The sequence below is a fragment of the Methylobacterium sp. C1 genome, from assembly GCF_001854385.1.
Taxonomy (GTDB): domain Bacteria; phylum Pseudomonadota; class Alphaproteobacteria; order Rhizobiales; family Beijerinckiaceae; genus Methylobacterium; species Methylobacterium radiotolerans.
Map to the genome: position 1 here is coordinate 2700097 of NZ_CP017640.1, position 15901 is coordinate 2715997.

General features: G+C 69.7%; 16 protein-coding genes. 10 read left to right on the forward strand and 6 right to left on the reverse strand.

The window, feature by feature from the left end; all coding sequences use genetic code 11:
• Position 1: 1 nt before the first annotated feature.
• Complete coding sequence (locus BKE41_RS12490) at positions 2 to 1702, reverse strand: HAMP domain-containing methyl-accepting chemotaxis protein (RefSeq protein ID WP_012319209.1); 1701 nt, start codon at positions 1700 to 1702, stop codon at positions 2 to 4.
• A 415-nt stretch (positions 1703 to 2117) separates the two neighbouring features.
• On the opposite strand from BKE41_RS12490, the gene BKE41_RS12495 reads away from it, so the two are divergent.
• Positions 2118 to 2513, forward strand: a complete 396-nt coding sequence (locus tag BKE41_RS12495; protein ID WP_012319210.1) for a VOC family protein — start codon at positions 2118 to 2120, stop codon at positions 2511 to 2513.
• A 44-nt stretch (positions 2514 to 2557) separates the two neighbouring features.
• Positions 2558 to 3145 (forward strand): histidine phosphatase family protein, encoded by a 588-nt coding sequence (locus BKE41_RS12500; protein WP_012319211.1) that lies wholly within the window; start codon positions 2558 to 2560, stop codon positions 3143 to 3145.
• On the opposite strand, the gene BKE41_RS32600 is transcribed toward BKE41_RS12500, so the two are convergent.
• From BKE41_RS32600 to BKE41_RS12525, 5 genes are all read right to left on the reverse strand, one after another.
• A complete protein-coding gene (locus BKE41_RS32600; RefSeq protein ID WP_348628366.1) occupies positions 3146 to 3301 on the reverse strand; it encodes a hypothetical protein in 156 nt (51 codons plus the stop codon).
• A gap of 609 nt (positions 3302 to 3910) precedes the next feature.
• The gene (locus BKE41_RS12510; RefSeq protein WP_012319213.1) at positions 3911 to 4903 is read right to left on the reverse strand and encodes a nickel transporter; all 993 of its coding nucleotides are present in this window, start codon (positions 4901 to 4903) and stop codon (positions 3911 to 3913) included.
• The gene (locus tag BKE41_RS12515) at positions 4894 to 5568 is read right to left on the reverse strand and encodes a DUF1007 family protein (protein WP_012319214.1); all 675 of its coding nucleotides are present in this window, start codon (positions 5566 to 5568) and stop codon (positions 4894 to 4896) included. The genes BKE41_RS12510 and BKE41_RS12515 overlap by 10 nt, the downstream gene beginning before the upstream one ends.
• Positions 5569 to 5662: 94 nt before the next feature.
• Entirely contained in the window at positions 5663 to 6568 is a 906-nt protein-coding gene (locus BKE41_RS12520; RefSeq protein ID WP_024830083.1) for an amino acid ABC transporter substrate-binding protein, read from the reverse strand.
• Positions 6569 to 6692: 124 nt separating this feature from the next.
• Positions 6693 to 7973 (reverse strand): dicarboxylate/amino acid:cation symporter, encoded by a 1281-nt coding sequence (locus BKE41_RS12525; RefSeq protein ID WP_012319216.1) that lies wholly within the window; start codon positions 7971 to 7973, stop codon positions 6693 to 6695.
• A gap of 242 nt (positions 7974 to 8215) precedes the next feature.
• Here BKE41_RS12525 and BKE41_RS12530 point away from each other — a divergent pair, with 242 nt between their 5' ends.
• The 8 genes from BKE41_RS12530 (at position 8216) to BKE41_RS12565 (ending at position 15882) form a co-directional block, all read left to right on the forward strand.
• Positions 8216 to 9133, forward strand: a complete 918-nt coding sequence (locus tag BKE41_RS12530; protein ID WP_012319217.1) for a branched-chain amino acid ABC transporter permease — start codon at positions 8216 to 8218, stop codon at positions 9131 to 9133.
• Positions 9133 to 10527, forward strand: a complete 1395-nt coding sequence (gene livM / locus BKE41_RS12535; RefSeq protein WP_070999485.1) for a high-affinity branched-chain amino acid ABC transporter permease LivM — start codon at positions 9133 to 9135, stop codon at positions 10525 to 10527. Before BKE41_RS12530 ends, livM begins: the two co-directional genes overlap by 1 nt.
• Positions 10527 to 11417: an ABC transporter ATP-binding protein gene (locus tag BKE41_RS12540; RefSeq protein WP_024830082.1), complete on the forward strand. Its 891-nt coding sequence runs from the start codon at positions 10527 to 10529 to the stop codon at positions 11415 to 11417. The genes livM and BKE41_RS12540 overlap by 1 nt, the downstream gene beginning before the upstream one ends.
• Positions 11414 to 12211, forward strand: coding sequence for an ABC transporter ATP-binding protein (locus BKE41_RS12545; RefSeq protein ID WP_012319220.1), 798 nt, complete (start codon positions 11414 to 11416; stop codon positions 12209 to 12211). Before BKE41_RS12540 ends, BKE41_RS12545 begins: the two co-directional genes overlap by 4 nt.
• Positions 12212 to 12216: 5 nt before the next feature.
• Complete coding sequence (locus BKE41_RS12550; protein WP_041372610.1) at positions 12217 to 12585, forward strand: DUF6867 family protein; 369 nt, start codon at positions 12217 to 12219, stop codon at positions 12583 to 12585.
• A gap of 49 nt (positions 12586 to 12634) precedes the next feature.
• Entirely contained in the window at positions 12635 to 13756 is a 1122-nt protein-coding gene (locus tag BKE41_RS12555) for a branched-chain amino acid ABC transporter substrate-binding protein (protein ID WP_012319222.1), read from the forward strand.
• Between the two features lie 390 nt (positions 13757 to 14146).
• Positions 14147 to 15070, forward strand: coding sequence for an amino acid ABC transporter substrate-binding protein (locus BKE41_RS12560; protein WP_012319223.1), 924 nt, complete (start codon positions 14147 to 14149; stop codon positions 15068 to 15070).
• Between the two features lie 89 nt (positions 15071 to 15159).
• Positions 15160 to 15882 (forward strand): amino acid ABC transporter permease, encoded by a 723-nt coding sequence (locus tag BKE41_RS12565; RefSeq protein WP_012319224.1) that lies wholly within the window; start codon positions 15160 to 15162, stop codon positions 15880 to 15882.
• Positions 15883 to 15901 lie beyond the last annotated feature (19 nt).

A 15901-nucleotide genomic window follows, 5' to 3' on the forward strand; every position in this document is an offset into this window, starting at 1 on the left:
CTCAGGCGGCCCGAACGGTCGCGAGGAAGCGGGACACCTCGGTGCCGAGCTGCTCCGACTGGCGCGATAGCGCGCTGGCTGCGCCGAGCACCTGCGTGGCGGCGGCACCCGTCGCCTCGGAGGCCTGGGCCACGCCCACGATGTTGCTCGTCACCTGATCCGTTCCGGTGGCCGCCTGGGCGACGTTGCGGACGATCTCCTGGGTCGCAGCCCCCTGCTGCTCCACCGCTGCCGCGATGGTGGTGGCCACACCGTTGATCTCCCGGATCCGCCCGGCGATTGCGTCGATGGCGGAGACCGCCTGGCCGGTCACGCCCTGGATCTGGGCGATCTGCTGGCTGATCTCCTCGGTGGCGCGCGCGGTCTGCCCCGCCAGCTCCTTGACCTCGGTGGCCACCACCGCGAAGCCGCGGCCCGCCTCGCCGGCGCGCGCCGCCTCGATGGTGGCGTTCAGCGCCAGGAGGTTGGTCTGAGCGGCGATGTTGGAGATCAGCCCGATCACCTCGCCGATGCGGGCGGCCGCCTGGGTCAGCGCCTGGACCAGGTGGTGGGTCTCGTCGGCCTCGCCGACCGCCGTCTGGGCGAGGTTGGCCGAGCCGAGCACCTGCCGGCCGATCTCCTGCACGGAGGAGCCCAGCTCCTCGGCGGCGGCCGCGACTGTCTGGACGTTGGCGGAGGCCTGCTCGGCGGCGGCCGCCACGGTGGTGGACTGGCTGGCGGTCTCGGTGGCGCTCGACGTCATGGCCTGGGCGGTCGTCTGCAGCTCCGTCGCCGAGGAGGACACCATCCCGACGATGCTTCCGACGGCGCGCTCGAAGCCGTCGGCGAGCTCGATCATGGTGCGTTTCCGCTCGGCGGCCGCGGCCGCGTCGGCCAGGCGCTTGACCTCGGCCTCCTCGGCGGCCTTGCGGGCGACCATGGCCTTGATGCCCTCGACCGCCTTGCCGACGGCGCCGATCTCGTCCCGGCGCGCGGCTTCCTTGATCTGGGCGTCGATCTCGCCCTGCGCCATGCGCTGCAGGACCTTGACCAAGCGGTCGAGCGGGCGCGCGATCCCGATCGTCGCGATGAAGGTCGCCGCGATCAGGCCCGCCAGCATCCCGAGGCCGCTCACGACCAGCAGGGTCCGACGGGTCGCGTCGGTCTGTTCGGTCAGGTCGTCCGAACCCTTCTCCATGTAGAGCCTGATGTCTTCGGCCAGGGCGTTGCCGTCGGCGAGGAGGCTCGAGAAGATCGGGTCGATCGCCGAGTGGACGAGCGCGATCGCCTGGTCGTTCTGGTTGGCGATGCCCAGCCGGCGCACCTCGCTCACGTCACGGAGATAGCGTTCGATGCGGGCGCTCTGCTCGTCGATCTTCGCCACGAAGGCCGGTGCGTGCGCGCGAAGGACGGGAAGCAGCGCGTTCACCTGCGGGACGGCCGCTTCGAAGCCCCTGTCGGCCGCCTGCATCTGTCCCGCCTCGGTCTCCGCGATGATCCGGTAGACGAAGTAGTTGAGTTCGATGACCAGGCGATTGAGCCGGCGCGCCTCTCCGACGGCGGCCGCCTCGTTATTGATGAAGCGGCTGTAGCCGTCGTCGATCGTGGTCATTCGTGACTGGGCGTACCAGACGCAGCCGCCGACGATCGCACCGATTAAAGCGATGACGCCCAACAGCTTGGGCAGCACATTGATATTGGATAGGCGTAGCACGGCGTTCATGCCCCAGATCAGGAAAGCTGACTCGCGTAGATTCGTTGATGCATGACCCTGATCAACACGTGTAAAGAAGATGCTAATCGACTTTTCGTGTCAAGAGACGTGCGCAATGTACATTTTATTGTGGCCGAATGTGATATTGATTTCACCTTAAAGCAATGATTTAGTTCGAATACCGACATTAGAACCATTAAAACAACTAAGATTGCACGCCAACTCAGGATACTTGTCATCGAAAATACCGGCGCCATTCGCGCGGTTGCCCTCCTCGGATATGCACCGGGACGATTGCGGGTGCAGGGGCTGGGCTGCGGGGGGCTGCGAGGCCCGTGGTCGCGGCCCACCTTTCCGGCGGATGCGTCGGGCTCCACATAGAAGGCCCTGCACGCCGCCCGCGTGCCCACGGAATCCCGAGCGCATGTCCAAGCCCGTCCACGCCATGATCCGCGTCCTCGAGGAGGAGCGCGCGCGCGACTACTACGCCCGGGCCTTCGGCCTCGAGGTCTCCGACCGGTTCGACTTCCCGGACTTCACCCTCGTCTACATGCGGGACCCGGCCTCGCCGTTCGAGCTGGAGCTCACGGTGAACAAGGGCCGCGACAAGCCCTACGATCTCGGCGACGGCTACGGGCACATCGCCTTCGTGGTCGACGACGTGGAGGCCGAGCACGCCCGGCACCGGCGCGAGGGCTTCACCGCCACCGACGTCAAGACCCTCAAGCACGGGGACGACGTGCTCGCGCGGTTCTTCTTCGCCACCGACCCGGACGGTTACAAGATCGAGGTCATCCAGCGCGGCGGCCGCTTCGCGTGACCGATCCGACGCGCGCCCTCCATCCCGACACATCGCCGCGAGCCATGCCCGATACGACCCGCATCGTCTGCATCCGCCACGGGCAGTCGACCTTCAACGCCGCGCACAAGCTCGGGCGCGGCGATCCCGGCCTGCCCGACGCGCGCCTGACCGAGCTCGGCCAAGCCCAGGCCCGGGCCGCGCGGGAGCGCCTCCGGGCGATCCCCTTCGATCTCGTGGTGGTCTCGCCCCTGACCCGCGCCATCGAGACCGCCGCGATCCTGTTCGGCGAGCATCCGAGCCGGCCGCACGTGCTCGTCGAGGTGCTGCACCGCGAGTGCCAGGAGAGCAGCTGCGACGTCGGCCGGGCCGCCTCGGAGATCGCCGCGGAGTTCCCGCACCTCGATGTCGGGCACCTGCCCGAGGTCTGGTGGCACGCGGAGCCGGGCTGCGAGGTCGGCGGCTACCCGGTGGAGCCGCGCCCCCTGTTCGACGCCCGGGTCGCGGCGTTCCGCGACTGGCTGCGGGCCCGGCCGGAGACCACCATCGCGGTGGTCGGCCACGGCACGTTCTTCTACCACCTGACCGGCACGTTCCTGGAGAATTGCGGGTCGATCGAGCTGGATCTCGACGCCGCGCCCGCGGCGGCCTGATCAGGCCGGCACCCCGGCGCGCGCCGCGTCCAAGCGCTGACGGGCGCCGGCGAGGGCGATCTCGGGCGCCTGCCGGCCGATGGCGAGGACGTCCGCGAGGATCGCGCAGGCCTCGCCCCAGGTCCCGGCCACGAAGGGCGCCGCGCCCTCGGCCACCTCCGCGGCGCAGCGCGCGTCCTCGCCCGCCCGTTGCGCGGCCGTCGCGGTGCGGGACGCCGCGGCTGAGGGCGCCTCGCGCCAGCGCCGCGCCTGGGCGGCCGCCTGCGCGCGGCGCCGCCCGCCACGCGGCCGCGTTCGCCGCCGCCGGGCCAGTCCGGCGCGCCCGCGCAGGCTTCCGCGTCCGCCGCCAGGCCGGCGACGGCGCAGAGCGGCGCCAGGATGCGGCGGACGCTCTCCAGCGCCAGCCGCCGGGTGCGGGCGGCCTCGATCTCCGGGGTGTCGGCGCTGCCCGACAGGCGCAGGACGAAGGCCATCAGCTGGGGCCGCGCCTCGTCCGGCATGGCGTCGTTGAGCCCGAGGGCGTAGGCCGCGGCCGGCCGCGAGAAGCAGGGCGGGCAGTCGGCGCTGGAGCGTATCGCCCGGTAGGGCAGCCCCGCGGCCACGATCGCCGCCTCGTTGATGCAGGTCCCGCCGTCGGGGCCGGGGAAGGGATGCGATCCGGCGAGCAGACGCCAGTTCAGGATCGTCGCGAAGTCGGGATGCATCGGCGCGCTCTCCGTCTCGGTCGCGCAGCGTGGCACGCCGCGCCCCGGAAGGCGAGGCCCTTCATCCGCCGAGGCCCGGCGCGAGGCCGGAGAGCATCGCGGTGCCCAGGACCAGCACGAAGGCGGCGGCGACGAGCTCGAGGCCGCCGAGCGCCAGCAGCCCGGCCTGCCCCCGTCCGCCCGCGAGGCGCAGCGCCATCCGCTTGGCGAAGACCGCGAGGCAGGCCAGCGCGGTCGTGGTCACCGCCGTGCCGAGGGCCATCGCCAGGACCGCCAGCACGCCCGCCCCGGGCACGCCCTGCGACACCGCGAAGACCAGGACCAGCACCGCCCCCGCGCAGGGGCGCGTGCCCGCCGCCAGCACCACCCCGGCGCGCTCGCGCCACGTGTCGAGGGTGTCGAGGGCCTGCGGACCGGGCAGGTGGTTGCAGCCCGGTCCGCAGCCCGCGCCGAGATTGGCGAGGCGGCCGGCCTTGCGCCACGTCAGGACCAGCCCGATCAGCGCGACGAGGGCGAAGCTCACGGTCTCGATCAGGGTGCCGGCCCGGGTGATGCTCGCCGCCGTGGCGTTGAGGGCCAGCGTGCCGAGCCCGACGATCGCCCCGGCCACGCAGGCCTGGAGCAGCGCGGCGAGGACGCTCAGCGCGGCGCCGCGCCGGAGCGCCCGCTCCCCCGCCAGGATGTAGCCCGCGATCACCGCCTTGCCGTGGCCCGGGCCGGCGGCGTGGAACACGCCGTACGCGAAGGCGAGACCGATGAGCGGGGTCCAGCTGCCGCCGCCCCGCAGCGCGCTCACCGCGGCGTTGAGGCTGCGGGAGAAGCTCGCCTGGAGCGCCAGGATCACGCCGCCGAGCCCCGTGGCGGCCGGGGCGGCCTCCCGGAAGCCGATGCCGAAGGGCGAGCGCGGCGGCGGCGCGGCGAGGCCGGGCGCGACGAGCCACGCGATCGCGGCCGCCAGCAACGCGGCCAGCGCGATGGCCGCGGCCATGAGGCCGAGCCTCAGCCCCAGCCGCCCCGCCCCGGCGGGGGCGACGATCCCGACGCCTACGGACATGCCACGAGGACCCGGCTGGCGAACTGCACCCCGTAGGTCGAGGCGGCGGTGAGCGCCTCGAAGAAGGCCTCGGTCATGCCCGGCGACCCGGCATCGGCCGTCTTCGGCTGCTCGGTCTTCGGCCGGGTGACCGTGGCGGCGCAGCCCTGGGGCGCCCCCGCGAGGGTCGCGGCGTCGGCGCCCTCGGCGAACGAGAAGGCGACGAAGTAGGTCGGGTCGTAGACCTCCAGCGCGGCGACCCCCCGCCCCTGCTGGACCGGAGTCTTGAGGGGCAGCAGGAAGGTCATGACCAGCGCCCGGTCGTCCATATGCGCCGCCGGCTCCTTCGGATCGCCGAAGGCCTGGTCCTTGCCGCCGACCTTCAGCTTCGTGAAGTAGCCGAACTCGGCGAGGTTGGCGGTGTTCTCGGCGGCGAGCCCGGCGAGTTCCTCCGGGCTGAGCTTGCCGTCTTTGTCGGTGTCGAGGCCCTGCGTGACGAAGGCCGTGTACTCGGGGTCGAAGCTCCACGTGTCGCGGACGCCGACGAGCTTGCCGCCCTCGTAGACGAGCTGGGCCTTGGCGGTCACCCAGACATGCGGGTGGGCGGCGGCGGCCGAGGCGGCGCAGCCGAGGGCGGCGGCCAGCAGAAGGGCGGGCGGTTTCGGACAGTGCGCGGCGATCGGCATGGGCGGAGGCACGCTCGCGGAGGGAGGCGGTCAGGCCGGATCTCCTCGCGCGCCGGTTGGGCGAAAGCGAGGCGCCGTACCGACCCCGCGCCGGTCACTCGCCCCCGTCGAGGCCCATCAGCTGGAAGCTCACCCGCAGGTCGTTCGACATCGGGATGTCGAGGCGCTCGCCGTTGGGCAGCCGCTTGAGGAACCAGCGCTCGTAGGTCCAGCGCAGCGCCCGGGTTTCGGCGAGCCGGGTGAAGGTCTGCTGCACGAGGCCGGCGAGTTCCGGGTCGTCCTTGCGGAACATGATGCCGTAGGGCTCGTAGGAGAGCTTGTCGGGCAGGACCGTGTAGTCCGCCCCGTCCTTCGCGTCCGTCGCGATCAGCCCGTAGAGCAGCACGTCGTCGGTGGCGAAGGCGTCGGCCTTGCCGGCCTTCACCATCGCGTAGGAGGCGGCATGGTCTGGGGCGGTCACCACCTGCGCGTTGATCTTCAGGCGGGCGAGCTGGTCGCGCACGGCCTTCTCGTTGGTGGTGCCGGCCGTCACCACGACGGTCCTCCCGCCGAGATCCCGGTAGGAGGCGATGCCCGATCCGCGCCTCACCAGCAGTTGCGTCGCGCTGATGTAGTCCACGGGCGAGAAGGCGACCTGCTTGCGGCGCTCGGCATTGGCGGTGGTCGAGCCGCACTCGAGGTCGATCTTGCCGGAGGTCACCGCCTCGATGCGCGTCTCGGCGGTGACCGGCGCGTAGCGGATCTTCACGGGCCGGCCGATCGCCGCCTGGACGTCGTCGGCGATCTCGCCGCAGAGGTCGATGGCGTAGCCGATCGGGCGGGGGCTGCCGTCCGGCTGCTTGCCCTCCACGAAGGAGAACGGCACCGAGCTCTCCCGGTAGCCGAGGACGATCTCCCCGCGCTCGGCGACGCTCCTGAGTGTCCCGGTGAGCACCTCGACGGCGGAGGCAGGCGTCGCCGCCAGCGCCAGCACCACAACCGCGACGAGTCGCATCGTCATCACTCGGCCTCCGAAGGGCACCGCACAAGCCACGCCGCGATTCCGGGCACCCGTGAGAGCGCTCATGAGAGCGGCCTTCTTGCGCCCGCCATCCCGGCGCGCGCAGATTTCCCGGGACCGGCCCCTACTCCGCGGGCGAGGCCACCGTGCCGACATGGTCGAGGCGCTGGTCGGTGGTGCTGAGCTGGCCCTCCCACTTGGCGACCGCCACGGTGGCGACGCTGTTGCCCAGCACGTTGGTGGCCGACCGGCCCATGTCGAGGAACTGGTCGATCCCGATGATCAGCAGCAGCCCGGCCTCCGGGATGTTGAAGTGCGACAGCGTCGCCGAGATCACCACCAGCGAGGCGCGCGGCACGCCGGCCATGCCCTTCGAGGTCACCATCAGCAGGAGCAGCATCGTGAGCTGCTGGCCCCAGCTCAGCGGGATGTTGTAGGCCTGCGCGATGAACATCACCGCGAAGGTGCAGTACATCATCGAGCCGTCGAGGTTGAACGAGTAGCCCATCGGCAGAACGAACGACGTGATGCGGTTCGGCACCCCGAACTTCTCCAGGTTCGTCAGCATCTTCGGGTAGGCCGCCTCGCTCGACGCGGTCGAGAAGGCCAGGACGAAGGGCTCCTTGATCAGGTTGAACAGCCGCGCGATGCCGCCGGCCCCGAGCATCAGGAAGCCGACCCCCATCAGCAGCACCCAGAGCACGCCGAGGCCGATGTAGAACTCCACGAGGAACTTGCCGTAGGTGATCAGCACGCCGATGCCCTGCGTGGTGATGGTCGCCGCGATGGCGGCGAACACCGCCACGGGGGCGAACATCATCACGTAGCCCGTCACCTTGAGCATCACGTCGGCGACGCCCTCGATACCCTGCGCGAGCAGGCGCCCCTTCTCGCCGAGGGCGGCGAGGCCCACGCCGAAGAAGATCGAGAAGACCACGATCTGCAGGATCTCGTTGTTGGCCATCGCCTCGACGGCGCTCTTCGGCACGAGGTGCGTCACGAACTCCTTGAGCGAGAGCGAGGCCGCCTTGAGCCCGGTGCCGGCCCCGGCATCTGGCAGCGGCAGGTTCAGGTTGTGGCCGGGCTGCATCAGGTTGACCATGATGAGGCCGAGCATCAGCGAGCAGAACGAGGCGCCGACGAACCAGAGCAGCGCCTTGCCGCCGACCCGGCCGACCGACGCCGTGTCCCCGAGATGCGCGATGCCGACCACCAGCGTGGAGAAGACCAGCGGCGCGATGATCATCTTGATCAGCCGCAGGAACACGTCGGAGACCAGCGCGATGTAGCCGGCGATCTCCTTGGCGGTCTGCGGGTCGGGCCAGGTGATGCTGCAGGCGTAGCCGACGGCGATTCCGAGGAGCATGCCGACGAAGATCATCGTCGTGAGTCGCGACCCTGCCATCGGTACTGCTCCTCGCACGGGCCCGGGATGATCGAGCATTTCAATTCGTTAACGTGTCGCAGGAACTGCGCCACACGCAAGCCCGGCCAGGGGGCGTTACTGGCGTGGTCGACTGTTTTCACGCGACGCTCGGGCGGCGATGAAACCTGTGGCCGGTGTGCTACGGCTGCGGTACGAGACTTGCCCCGCCAAGCTGCCTGCGCTCTCCGTAGGCGGCCCAAGCAACCTGCGCGCGAGAGTTCATGGACGTCTTCGTACAGCAGCTCATCAACGGGCTGACGCTCGGCTCGATCTACGGCCTGATCGCGATCGGCTACACGATGGTGTTCGGCATCATCGGCATGGTGAACTTCGCCCACGGCGACGTCTTCATGGTCTCCTGCTTCATCGCGCTCATCACCTTCCTGCTGCTGACGGTCTGGCTCGGGGTCAGCTCCATCGCGCTGGCCTTCCTGGTGGTGCTGGTGGTCGCCATGGCGCTCACCGCCCTGTGGGGCTGGGCGATCGAGCGGGTGGCCTACCGGCCGCTGCGCGGCTCGTTCCGGCTGGCGCCCCTGATCTCGGCGATCGGCGTCTCGATCTTCCTGTCGAACTTCGTGCAGGTCGTGCAGGGCGCGCGCAACAAGCCGACCCCGCCGATGCTGTCGGGCGGCATCACCCTGTTCGAGCGCGACGGCTACGCGGTGTTCCTGGCCTGGAAGCAGGTGCTGATCATGGCGGTGACCGCCGTGCTGCTCACCGGCTTCTGGTACCTCGTGCAGCGCACGCCCTTCGGCCGGGCGCAGCGCGCCTGCGAGCAGGACCGCAAGATGGCGGCGCTGCTCGGCATCGACGTCGACCGCACGATCTCGCTGACCTTCGTGCTCGGCGCGGCGCTCGCGGCCGTCGCGGGCGTCCTCTACCTCATGTACTACGGCGTCGTGTCCTTCTCGGACGGGTTCGTGCCCGGCGTGAAGGCCTTCACGGCGGCGGTGCTCGGCGGCATCGGCTCCCTGCCCGGGGCGGTGCTCGGCGGCCTGATCATCGGCCTGATCGAGACCTTCTGGTCGGCCTATTTCTCCATCGAGTACAAGGACGTCGCCGCCTTCTCGATCCTGGCGATCGTCCTGATCTTCATGCCGTCGGGCATCCTGGGCCGGCCCGAGGTCGAGAAAGTCTGATGGCCGCCTCGCAGAACGCTCTCCCCGGCTCCGCGATGGCCGGCATCCTGCGCGACGCCGCCCTCTACGCCCTCGTCACCTTCGGCCTCTGCGTCCCGATCATCGCCTTCCGCACCGATCCCGGGCCCGGGACCGAGCTGGTGCTGGTGCCGCGCTGGGGGCTGGTGGCGGCGCTCTGCGCGGCGATCTTCGTGCTGCGCCTCGTCCAGCGCCTCGTGCTGCTCCGCCGCGACGCGCGGCGGGCGCTGACCCCCGCCCCGGCCCAAGCCACCGAGGCGGTGCACGGCGAGCCCGACGTCGGGCAGAAGACCTCGAAGGTCGGTCTCTGGCTGTTCATCTTCGTCGCGCTGACCCTGCCGATGATCTCCGCGCTGGCGACCGGCGGCCTGTCCTCGGCCCGCTACTGGATCGACCTCGGCATCCTGATCCTCACCTACGTGATGCTCGGCTGGGGCCTGAACATCGTGGTCGGCCTCGCGGGCCTCCTCGACCTCGGCTACGTCGCCTTCTACGCGGTGGGGGCCTACTCCTACGCGCTGCTCTCGACCACCTTCGGCCTGTCGTTCTGGGTCTGCCTGCCGCTGGCGGGCCTGTTCGCGGGCCTGTGGGGGATGATCCTCGGCTTCCCGGTGCTGCGCCTGCGCGGCGACTACCTCGCCATCGTCACCCTGGCCTTCGGCGAGATCATCCGCCTCGTCCTGATCAACTGGACCGACGTCACCGGCGGCGGCGCGGGCATCTCGTCGATCCCGCGGGCGACCTTCTTCGGCATCCCGTTCACGGCGGGCGAGGGCGGGTTCGCGGCGACCTTCGGCATCCCGTACGACTCGATGCACCGCCTCGTCTTCCTGTACTACCTGATTCTGGCGCTGGCCCTGATCACCAACTTCGTCACCCTGCGCCTGCGCCGCCTGCCGATCGGGCGGGCCTGGGAGGCCCTGCGCGAGGACGAGATCGCCTGCCGGTCGCTGGGCATCGACACGACGGCCACGAAGCTCACGGCCTTCGCGCTGGGCGCGGCCTTCGGGGGCTTCGCGGGCTCGTTCTTCGCCGTGCGCCAGGGCTTCATCAGCCCGGAGAGCTTCAACTTCCTCGAGAGCGCCATCATCCTGGCGATCGTGGTGCTGGGCGGCATGGGCAGCCAGGTCGGCGTCGCCATAGCCGCGGTGGCGATGGTCGGCGGCCCGGAGATGCTGCGCAACCTCGGCTTCCTGAAGGCCGTGTTCGGCGAGGGCTTCGACCCCAGCGAGTACCGCCTGCTCCTGTTCGGGCTGGCCATGGTCGCCATGATGGTCTGGCGACCCCGCGGCCTGATCTCCGAGCGCATGCCGTCGGTGTCGCTGGGCCAGCGGCGCGCGGTCTCGGGCGCCCACGTCAGCGAGGGGCACGGCTGATGGCGACGTCACCTCTCCCCCCGCCGGTGCTCACGGTCGAGCACCTGACCATGCGGTTCGGCGGCCTCACCGCCGTCTCCGACCTGTCCTTCGAGGCACGCCGCGGCGACATCACCGCGCTGATCGGCCCGAACGGGGCCGGCAAGACCACGGTGTTCAACTGCATCACCGGCTTCTACAAGCCGACCGAGGGCATGCTGACGCTGGCGCACGCCGACGGCACGTCGCATCTGCTGGAGCGGCTTCCCAACCACAAGGTCAACCGCACCGCGCGGGTCGCCCGGACCTTCCAGAACATCCGCCTGTTCCAGGGCATGACCGTCCTGGAGAACCTGCTGGTCGCCCAGCACGCGCCGCTGATGCGCGCGTCGGGCTACACGATCCTGGGGCTTCTCGGTCTCAGGACCTACCGGGACGCGCAGGACGCCGCGATCGAGCGGGCGAAGGCCTGGCTCGAGCGCATCGACCTGATGGCGCGGGCGGACGATCCTGCGGGCGCCCTGCCCTACGGCGCCCAGCGGCGCCTGGAGATCGCCCGGGCGATGTGCACCGACCCGGTCCTGCTCTGCCTCGACGAGCCGGCAGCCGGCCTCAACCCCCGGGAATCGGCCGAGCTGAACGGCCTCCTGCGCCACATCCGCGACGCGCACGACACCTCGGTGCTGCTGATCGAGCACGACATGTCGGTGGTGATGGAGATCTCCGACCACGTGGTCGTGCTCGATTACGGCGTGAAGATCGCCGACGGCTCCCCGGCCGAGGTGCGGGCCGACCCGAAGGTGATCGCCGCCTATCTCGGCGTCGAGGACGAGGAGGTCGAGGCCGTGGAGGCCGAGGTCGGGATCACCGTGCCGCACGGGGACGCGGCGCACACGGGAGCGTCGGCATGAGCGTCGCCGGCATCAACGTCCTGGTCGAGGAGACCCGGGCGATCCAGGCGGGGAAGAAGCCGCCGCTCCTCGCGGTGCGCGACGTCTCGACCTATTACGGCAGCGTCGCCGCCCTGCGCGGGGTCGATCTCGACGTCGCCGAGGGCGAGATCGTCACGCTGATCGGCGCCAACGGCGCCGGCAAGTCGACCCTGATGATGACGATCTTCGGCAGCCCGCAGGCGCGGTCGGGGACGATCACCTACGACGGGCGCGACATCACCCGGCTGCCGACCCACGCCATCGCCCGGCTCGGCATCGCCCAGTCGCCGGAGGGGCGCCGGGTCTTCCCGCGCATGACGGTCTACGAGAACCTCCAGATGGGCGCCGCGCTCCACGACGGGCGCTTCTTCGCCGAGGATCTGGAGAAGGTCTGCACCCTGTTCCCGCGGGTGAAGGAGCGCCTGAACCAGCGCGCCGGCACCATGTCGGGGGGCGAGCAGCAGATGCTGGCCATCGCCCGGGCGCTGATGAGCCGCCCGCGGCTGCTGCTCCTCGACGAGCCGTCCCTCGGCCTCGCGCCCCTGGTGGTGAAGGGCATCTTCGACGCGATCCGGGAGCTGAACCGGACCGACGGCATGACGATCTTCCTCGTCGAGCAGAACGCCTACCACGCCCTCAAGCTCGCCCATCGCGGCTACGTGCTGGTCAACGGCCGGGTCACCATGAGCGGGACCGGGCGGGCGCTGCTCGACGATCCGAACGTTCAGGCCGCCTATCTGGAAGGGGGCCATGCCGGCCCGGTCGGGACATGAGCATGCTGCAGGGGATCCTGTACGAGGAGCCGTCGGCCTGGCTGTTCCTGCTCGTGACCGTCGTCATGGGCGGCTGGGCCGGCTGGATGGCGGCCCGCGGCATCGCCCGGGGCTGGCGGCCGTTCTGGCAATGCGCCCTGGCGCTGCTCCTGGTGGCAGCCGCCGTGCGCTTCATCCATTACGCCCTGTTTTCGGGCACCCTGCTGTCGCTGCACTACTATGCGGTCGACGCGGTCGTCGTCATGATCATCGGCGCGGCGGGCTTCCGCTACACGCGGACGCGCCAGATGACGAGCCAGTACCGCTGGCTCTACGAGAAGACCTCACCGCTGACCTGGCGCGCGCGGGCGCCCGCGGCCGGCGAGGTCCGATGAGTGCGGCCGGATCCGCACGTGCGGTCCTGACATCTAGGGGAAGTACGCGATGAGATCGATTCTGCTGGCCGGGCTCGCCCTCGGCGCGATGGTGGCGGCTGCGCAGGCCGCCGAGGTCAAGCTCGGCGTCGCCGCGCCGATCACCGGCAACAGCGCCGCCATCGGCGCGCAGCTCAAGAACGGTGCGAGCCAGGCGGTCGAGGACCTCAACAAGGCCGGCACGCTGAAGGGCACGACGCTGACCGTCACGGTCGGCGACGACGCCTCCGACCCGAAGCAGGGCGTCTCGGTGGCCAACAAGTTCGCCAGCGACGGCGTGAAGATGGTCGTCGGCGACTACAATTCCGGCGTCTCGATCCCGGCCTCCGACGTCTACCTCGACGCCGGCATCATCCAGGTCACGCCGGCCTCCACGAACGTGAAGTTCACCGAGCGCGGGATGTGGAACACGTTCCGCACCTGCGGCCGCGACGACCAGCAGGGCGCGGTGGCGGGCAACTACCTGGCCGAGCACTTCAAGGGCAAGAAGATCGCCTTCGTCCACGACAAGACGCCCTACGGCAAGGGCCTGGCCGACGAGACCCTGAAGGCCCTCAAGGCCAAGGGCGGCAAGGACGTGATGTTCGAGGGCATCAACCCGGGCGAGAAGGATTACTCCGCCCTCGTCTCCAAGCTGAAGTCCGCCAACGTCGACGTCGTCTATTTCGGCGGCTACTACACCGAGGCCGGGCTGATCCTGCGCCAGATGCGCGACCAGGGCCTGAAGGCGCCGATGATGGGCGGCGACGGCATGGTCGACCGCGAGCTCGTGGCGATCGCCGGTCCCGCCGCCGAGGGCACGCTGACCACCTTCCCGCCGGACGCCCGCAAGAACCCGAACGCCAAGGCGGCGCTCGCCGCGTTCAAGGCCAAGAACATCGATCCCGAGGGCTACACCCTCTACTCGTACGCGGCCGTGCAGGTCCTGGCGAAGGCGATGGCCGAGACGGGCTCCAGCGACGGCAAGAAGCTCGCCGAGTGGCTGCACCAGGGCAAGCCGGTGGACACGGTGGTCGGACCGATCGCCTACGACAAGAAGGGCGACATCACCCGGCCCGACTACGTCATGTACGAGTGGAAGAAGGGGCCGGACGGCAAGATCGACTACAGCGGCAATGAGCTGACGAAGTAAGCCGCGGCCACAGACCGGATTTCCGGCCCGACGCCGCCCCCCGATACCGCGGGGGCGGCGTCGTCGATTTCTATACCGTGGATTCGTCAGCCTTCCGGGCAGATCAGTCTTCCGCACCCCGTGCGTCCGCCTAAGAAGTGTGCATGATGCCGCCGGCGCGAGCGTGAGGCCGGCTCAGCGCTTGGGAGGAGGCCATGAGGACGGCAGGGACCGCACCTGCGGACGTGCGCAGGAGCTTGGCCGCAACTTGTCCGTACTCAGCCGCAGGCTTGCGCGGCGTTTCGACCCTTCTCCCGGCACCATCATTGCAATGGCGTCGCCCGAGCGGGCGGGCCCGCGTATCCCGCCGCCGGCCGACACCATTCGGCTCGATCCAGGAGTTCCGTACCGATGCAGTCTGATATCGCTCGCCGCGGCGTCGCCGCGGCGCTGGGCTTGACCCTCGCCCTCGCTCCGATGAGCCTCCGGGCGGAGGAGCTGACCGGCACCCTCAAGAAGGTGAAGGACGCCAACGCCATCGTCATCGGCTACCGCGACGCCTCCGTGCCGTTCTCGTATCTCGGCGCCGATCAGAAGCCGATCGGCTACGCGATGGACATCTGCTACAAGATCGCCGACGCCGTGAAGGCCAAGCTCAACCTCCCGAACCTCGAGGTGAAGCTCAACCCGGTCACCTCCGCCACCCGCATCCCGCTGATGGCGAACGGCACGATCGATCTCGAGTGCGGCTCGACCACCAACAACGCCGAGCGCGAGAAGCAGGTGTGGTTCACCAACTCGCACTTCCTGACCGCGACCCGCTACGTCTCGAAGAAGTCGGCCAACCTGCACACGATCGAGGACCTGAAGGGCAAGACCGTCGTGTCGACCTCGGGCACCACGAACATCAAGCAGATCAACGAGGCCAACACGGAGCGCAAGCTCGGCCTGACGATCCTGCCCGCCAAGGACCACGCCGAGGCGTTCCTGATGGTCGAGACCGGCCGCGCCGCCGCCTTCGTGATGGACGACGTGCTGCTCGCCTCGCTCGCCGCCTCGTCGAAGGACCCGTCGGCCTACGAGATCTCCACCGAGGCCCTGTCGAAGCCCGAGCCCTACGGCATCATGCTCCGCAAGGACGACACGGAGTTCAAGAAGGTCGCGGACGACGCCACCGCCAAGCTCTACACGAGCCCCGAGGGCAAGGCTCTCTACGACAAGTGGTTCACCAAGACGATCCCGCCGCGCAACATCAACCTCAACCTGCCGATGAGCGCGGAGATGAAGAAGCAGTTCACGACCCCGATCTCGAGCCCCGATCCGGCGGCCTACTGAGATCCGTTCGGTACGGTTTCATGCCATGATGCGCACCGCGGGCTCCGGCCCGCGGTGCGTCTCTGTAAGTTCACAGTAGAAGCGGCGCGATGAACTACAACTGGAACTGGCGGATCTTCTTCGACGCCTCGCCGGAGGGGAACGGCACGTATCTCGACATGCTGCTCTCGGGGCTCATGTGGACGATCACGACCGCGCTCTGCTCCTGGGTGATCGCGTTCTTCCTGGGCTCCCTGATCGGCGTGCTGCGCACCCTGCCGTCGAAGCCCGCGAACGCGATCGGCACGGCCTATGTGGAGCTGTTCCGCAACGTGCCGCTGCTGGTGCAGATGTTCCTCTGGTACTTCGTGCTCCCCGAAGTTGTGCCGACCCGGATCGGCGACGCGATCAAGCAATTGCCGGACGCGCCGTTCTACACGGCCGTGGTCTGCCTCGGCTTCTTCACCGCGTCCCGCGTCGCCGAGCAGGTCCGCGCCGGCATCCAGTCGCTGCCCCGGGGCCAGCGCATGGCCGGCACCGCCATGGGCTTCACGACCTACCAGACCTACCGCTACGTGCTGCTGCCGAACGCCTACCGGATCATCCTGCCGCCGATGACCTCGGAATTCCTCAACAATCTCAAGAACACGTCGGTGGCGCTGACCATCGGCCTGCTGGAGCTGACCGCCCGGGCCCGCTCGATGCAGGAATTCTCGTTCCAGGTGTTCGAGGCGTTCACGGCGGCGACGATCCTCTACGTGATCATCAACCTCGTGGTCGTCACGGCGGCGACCTTCCTGGAGAAGGCGGTCGCCATCCCCGGCCAGCGCTGAGGGCCGCCCGCTTCCGTTC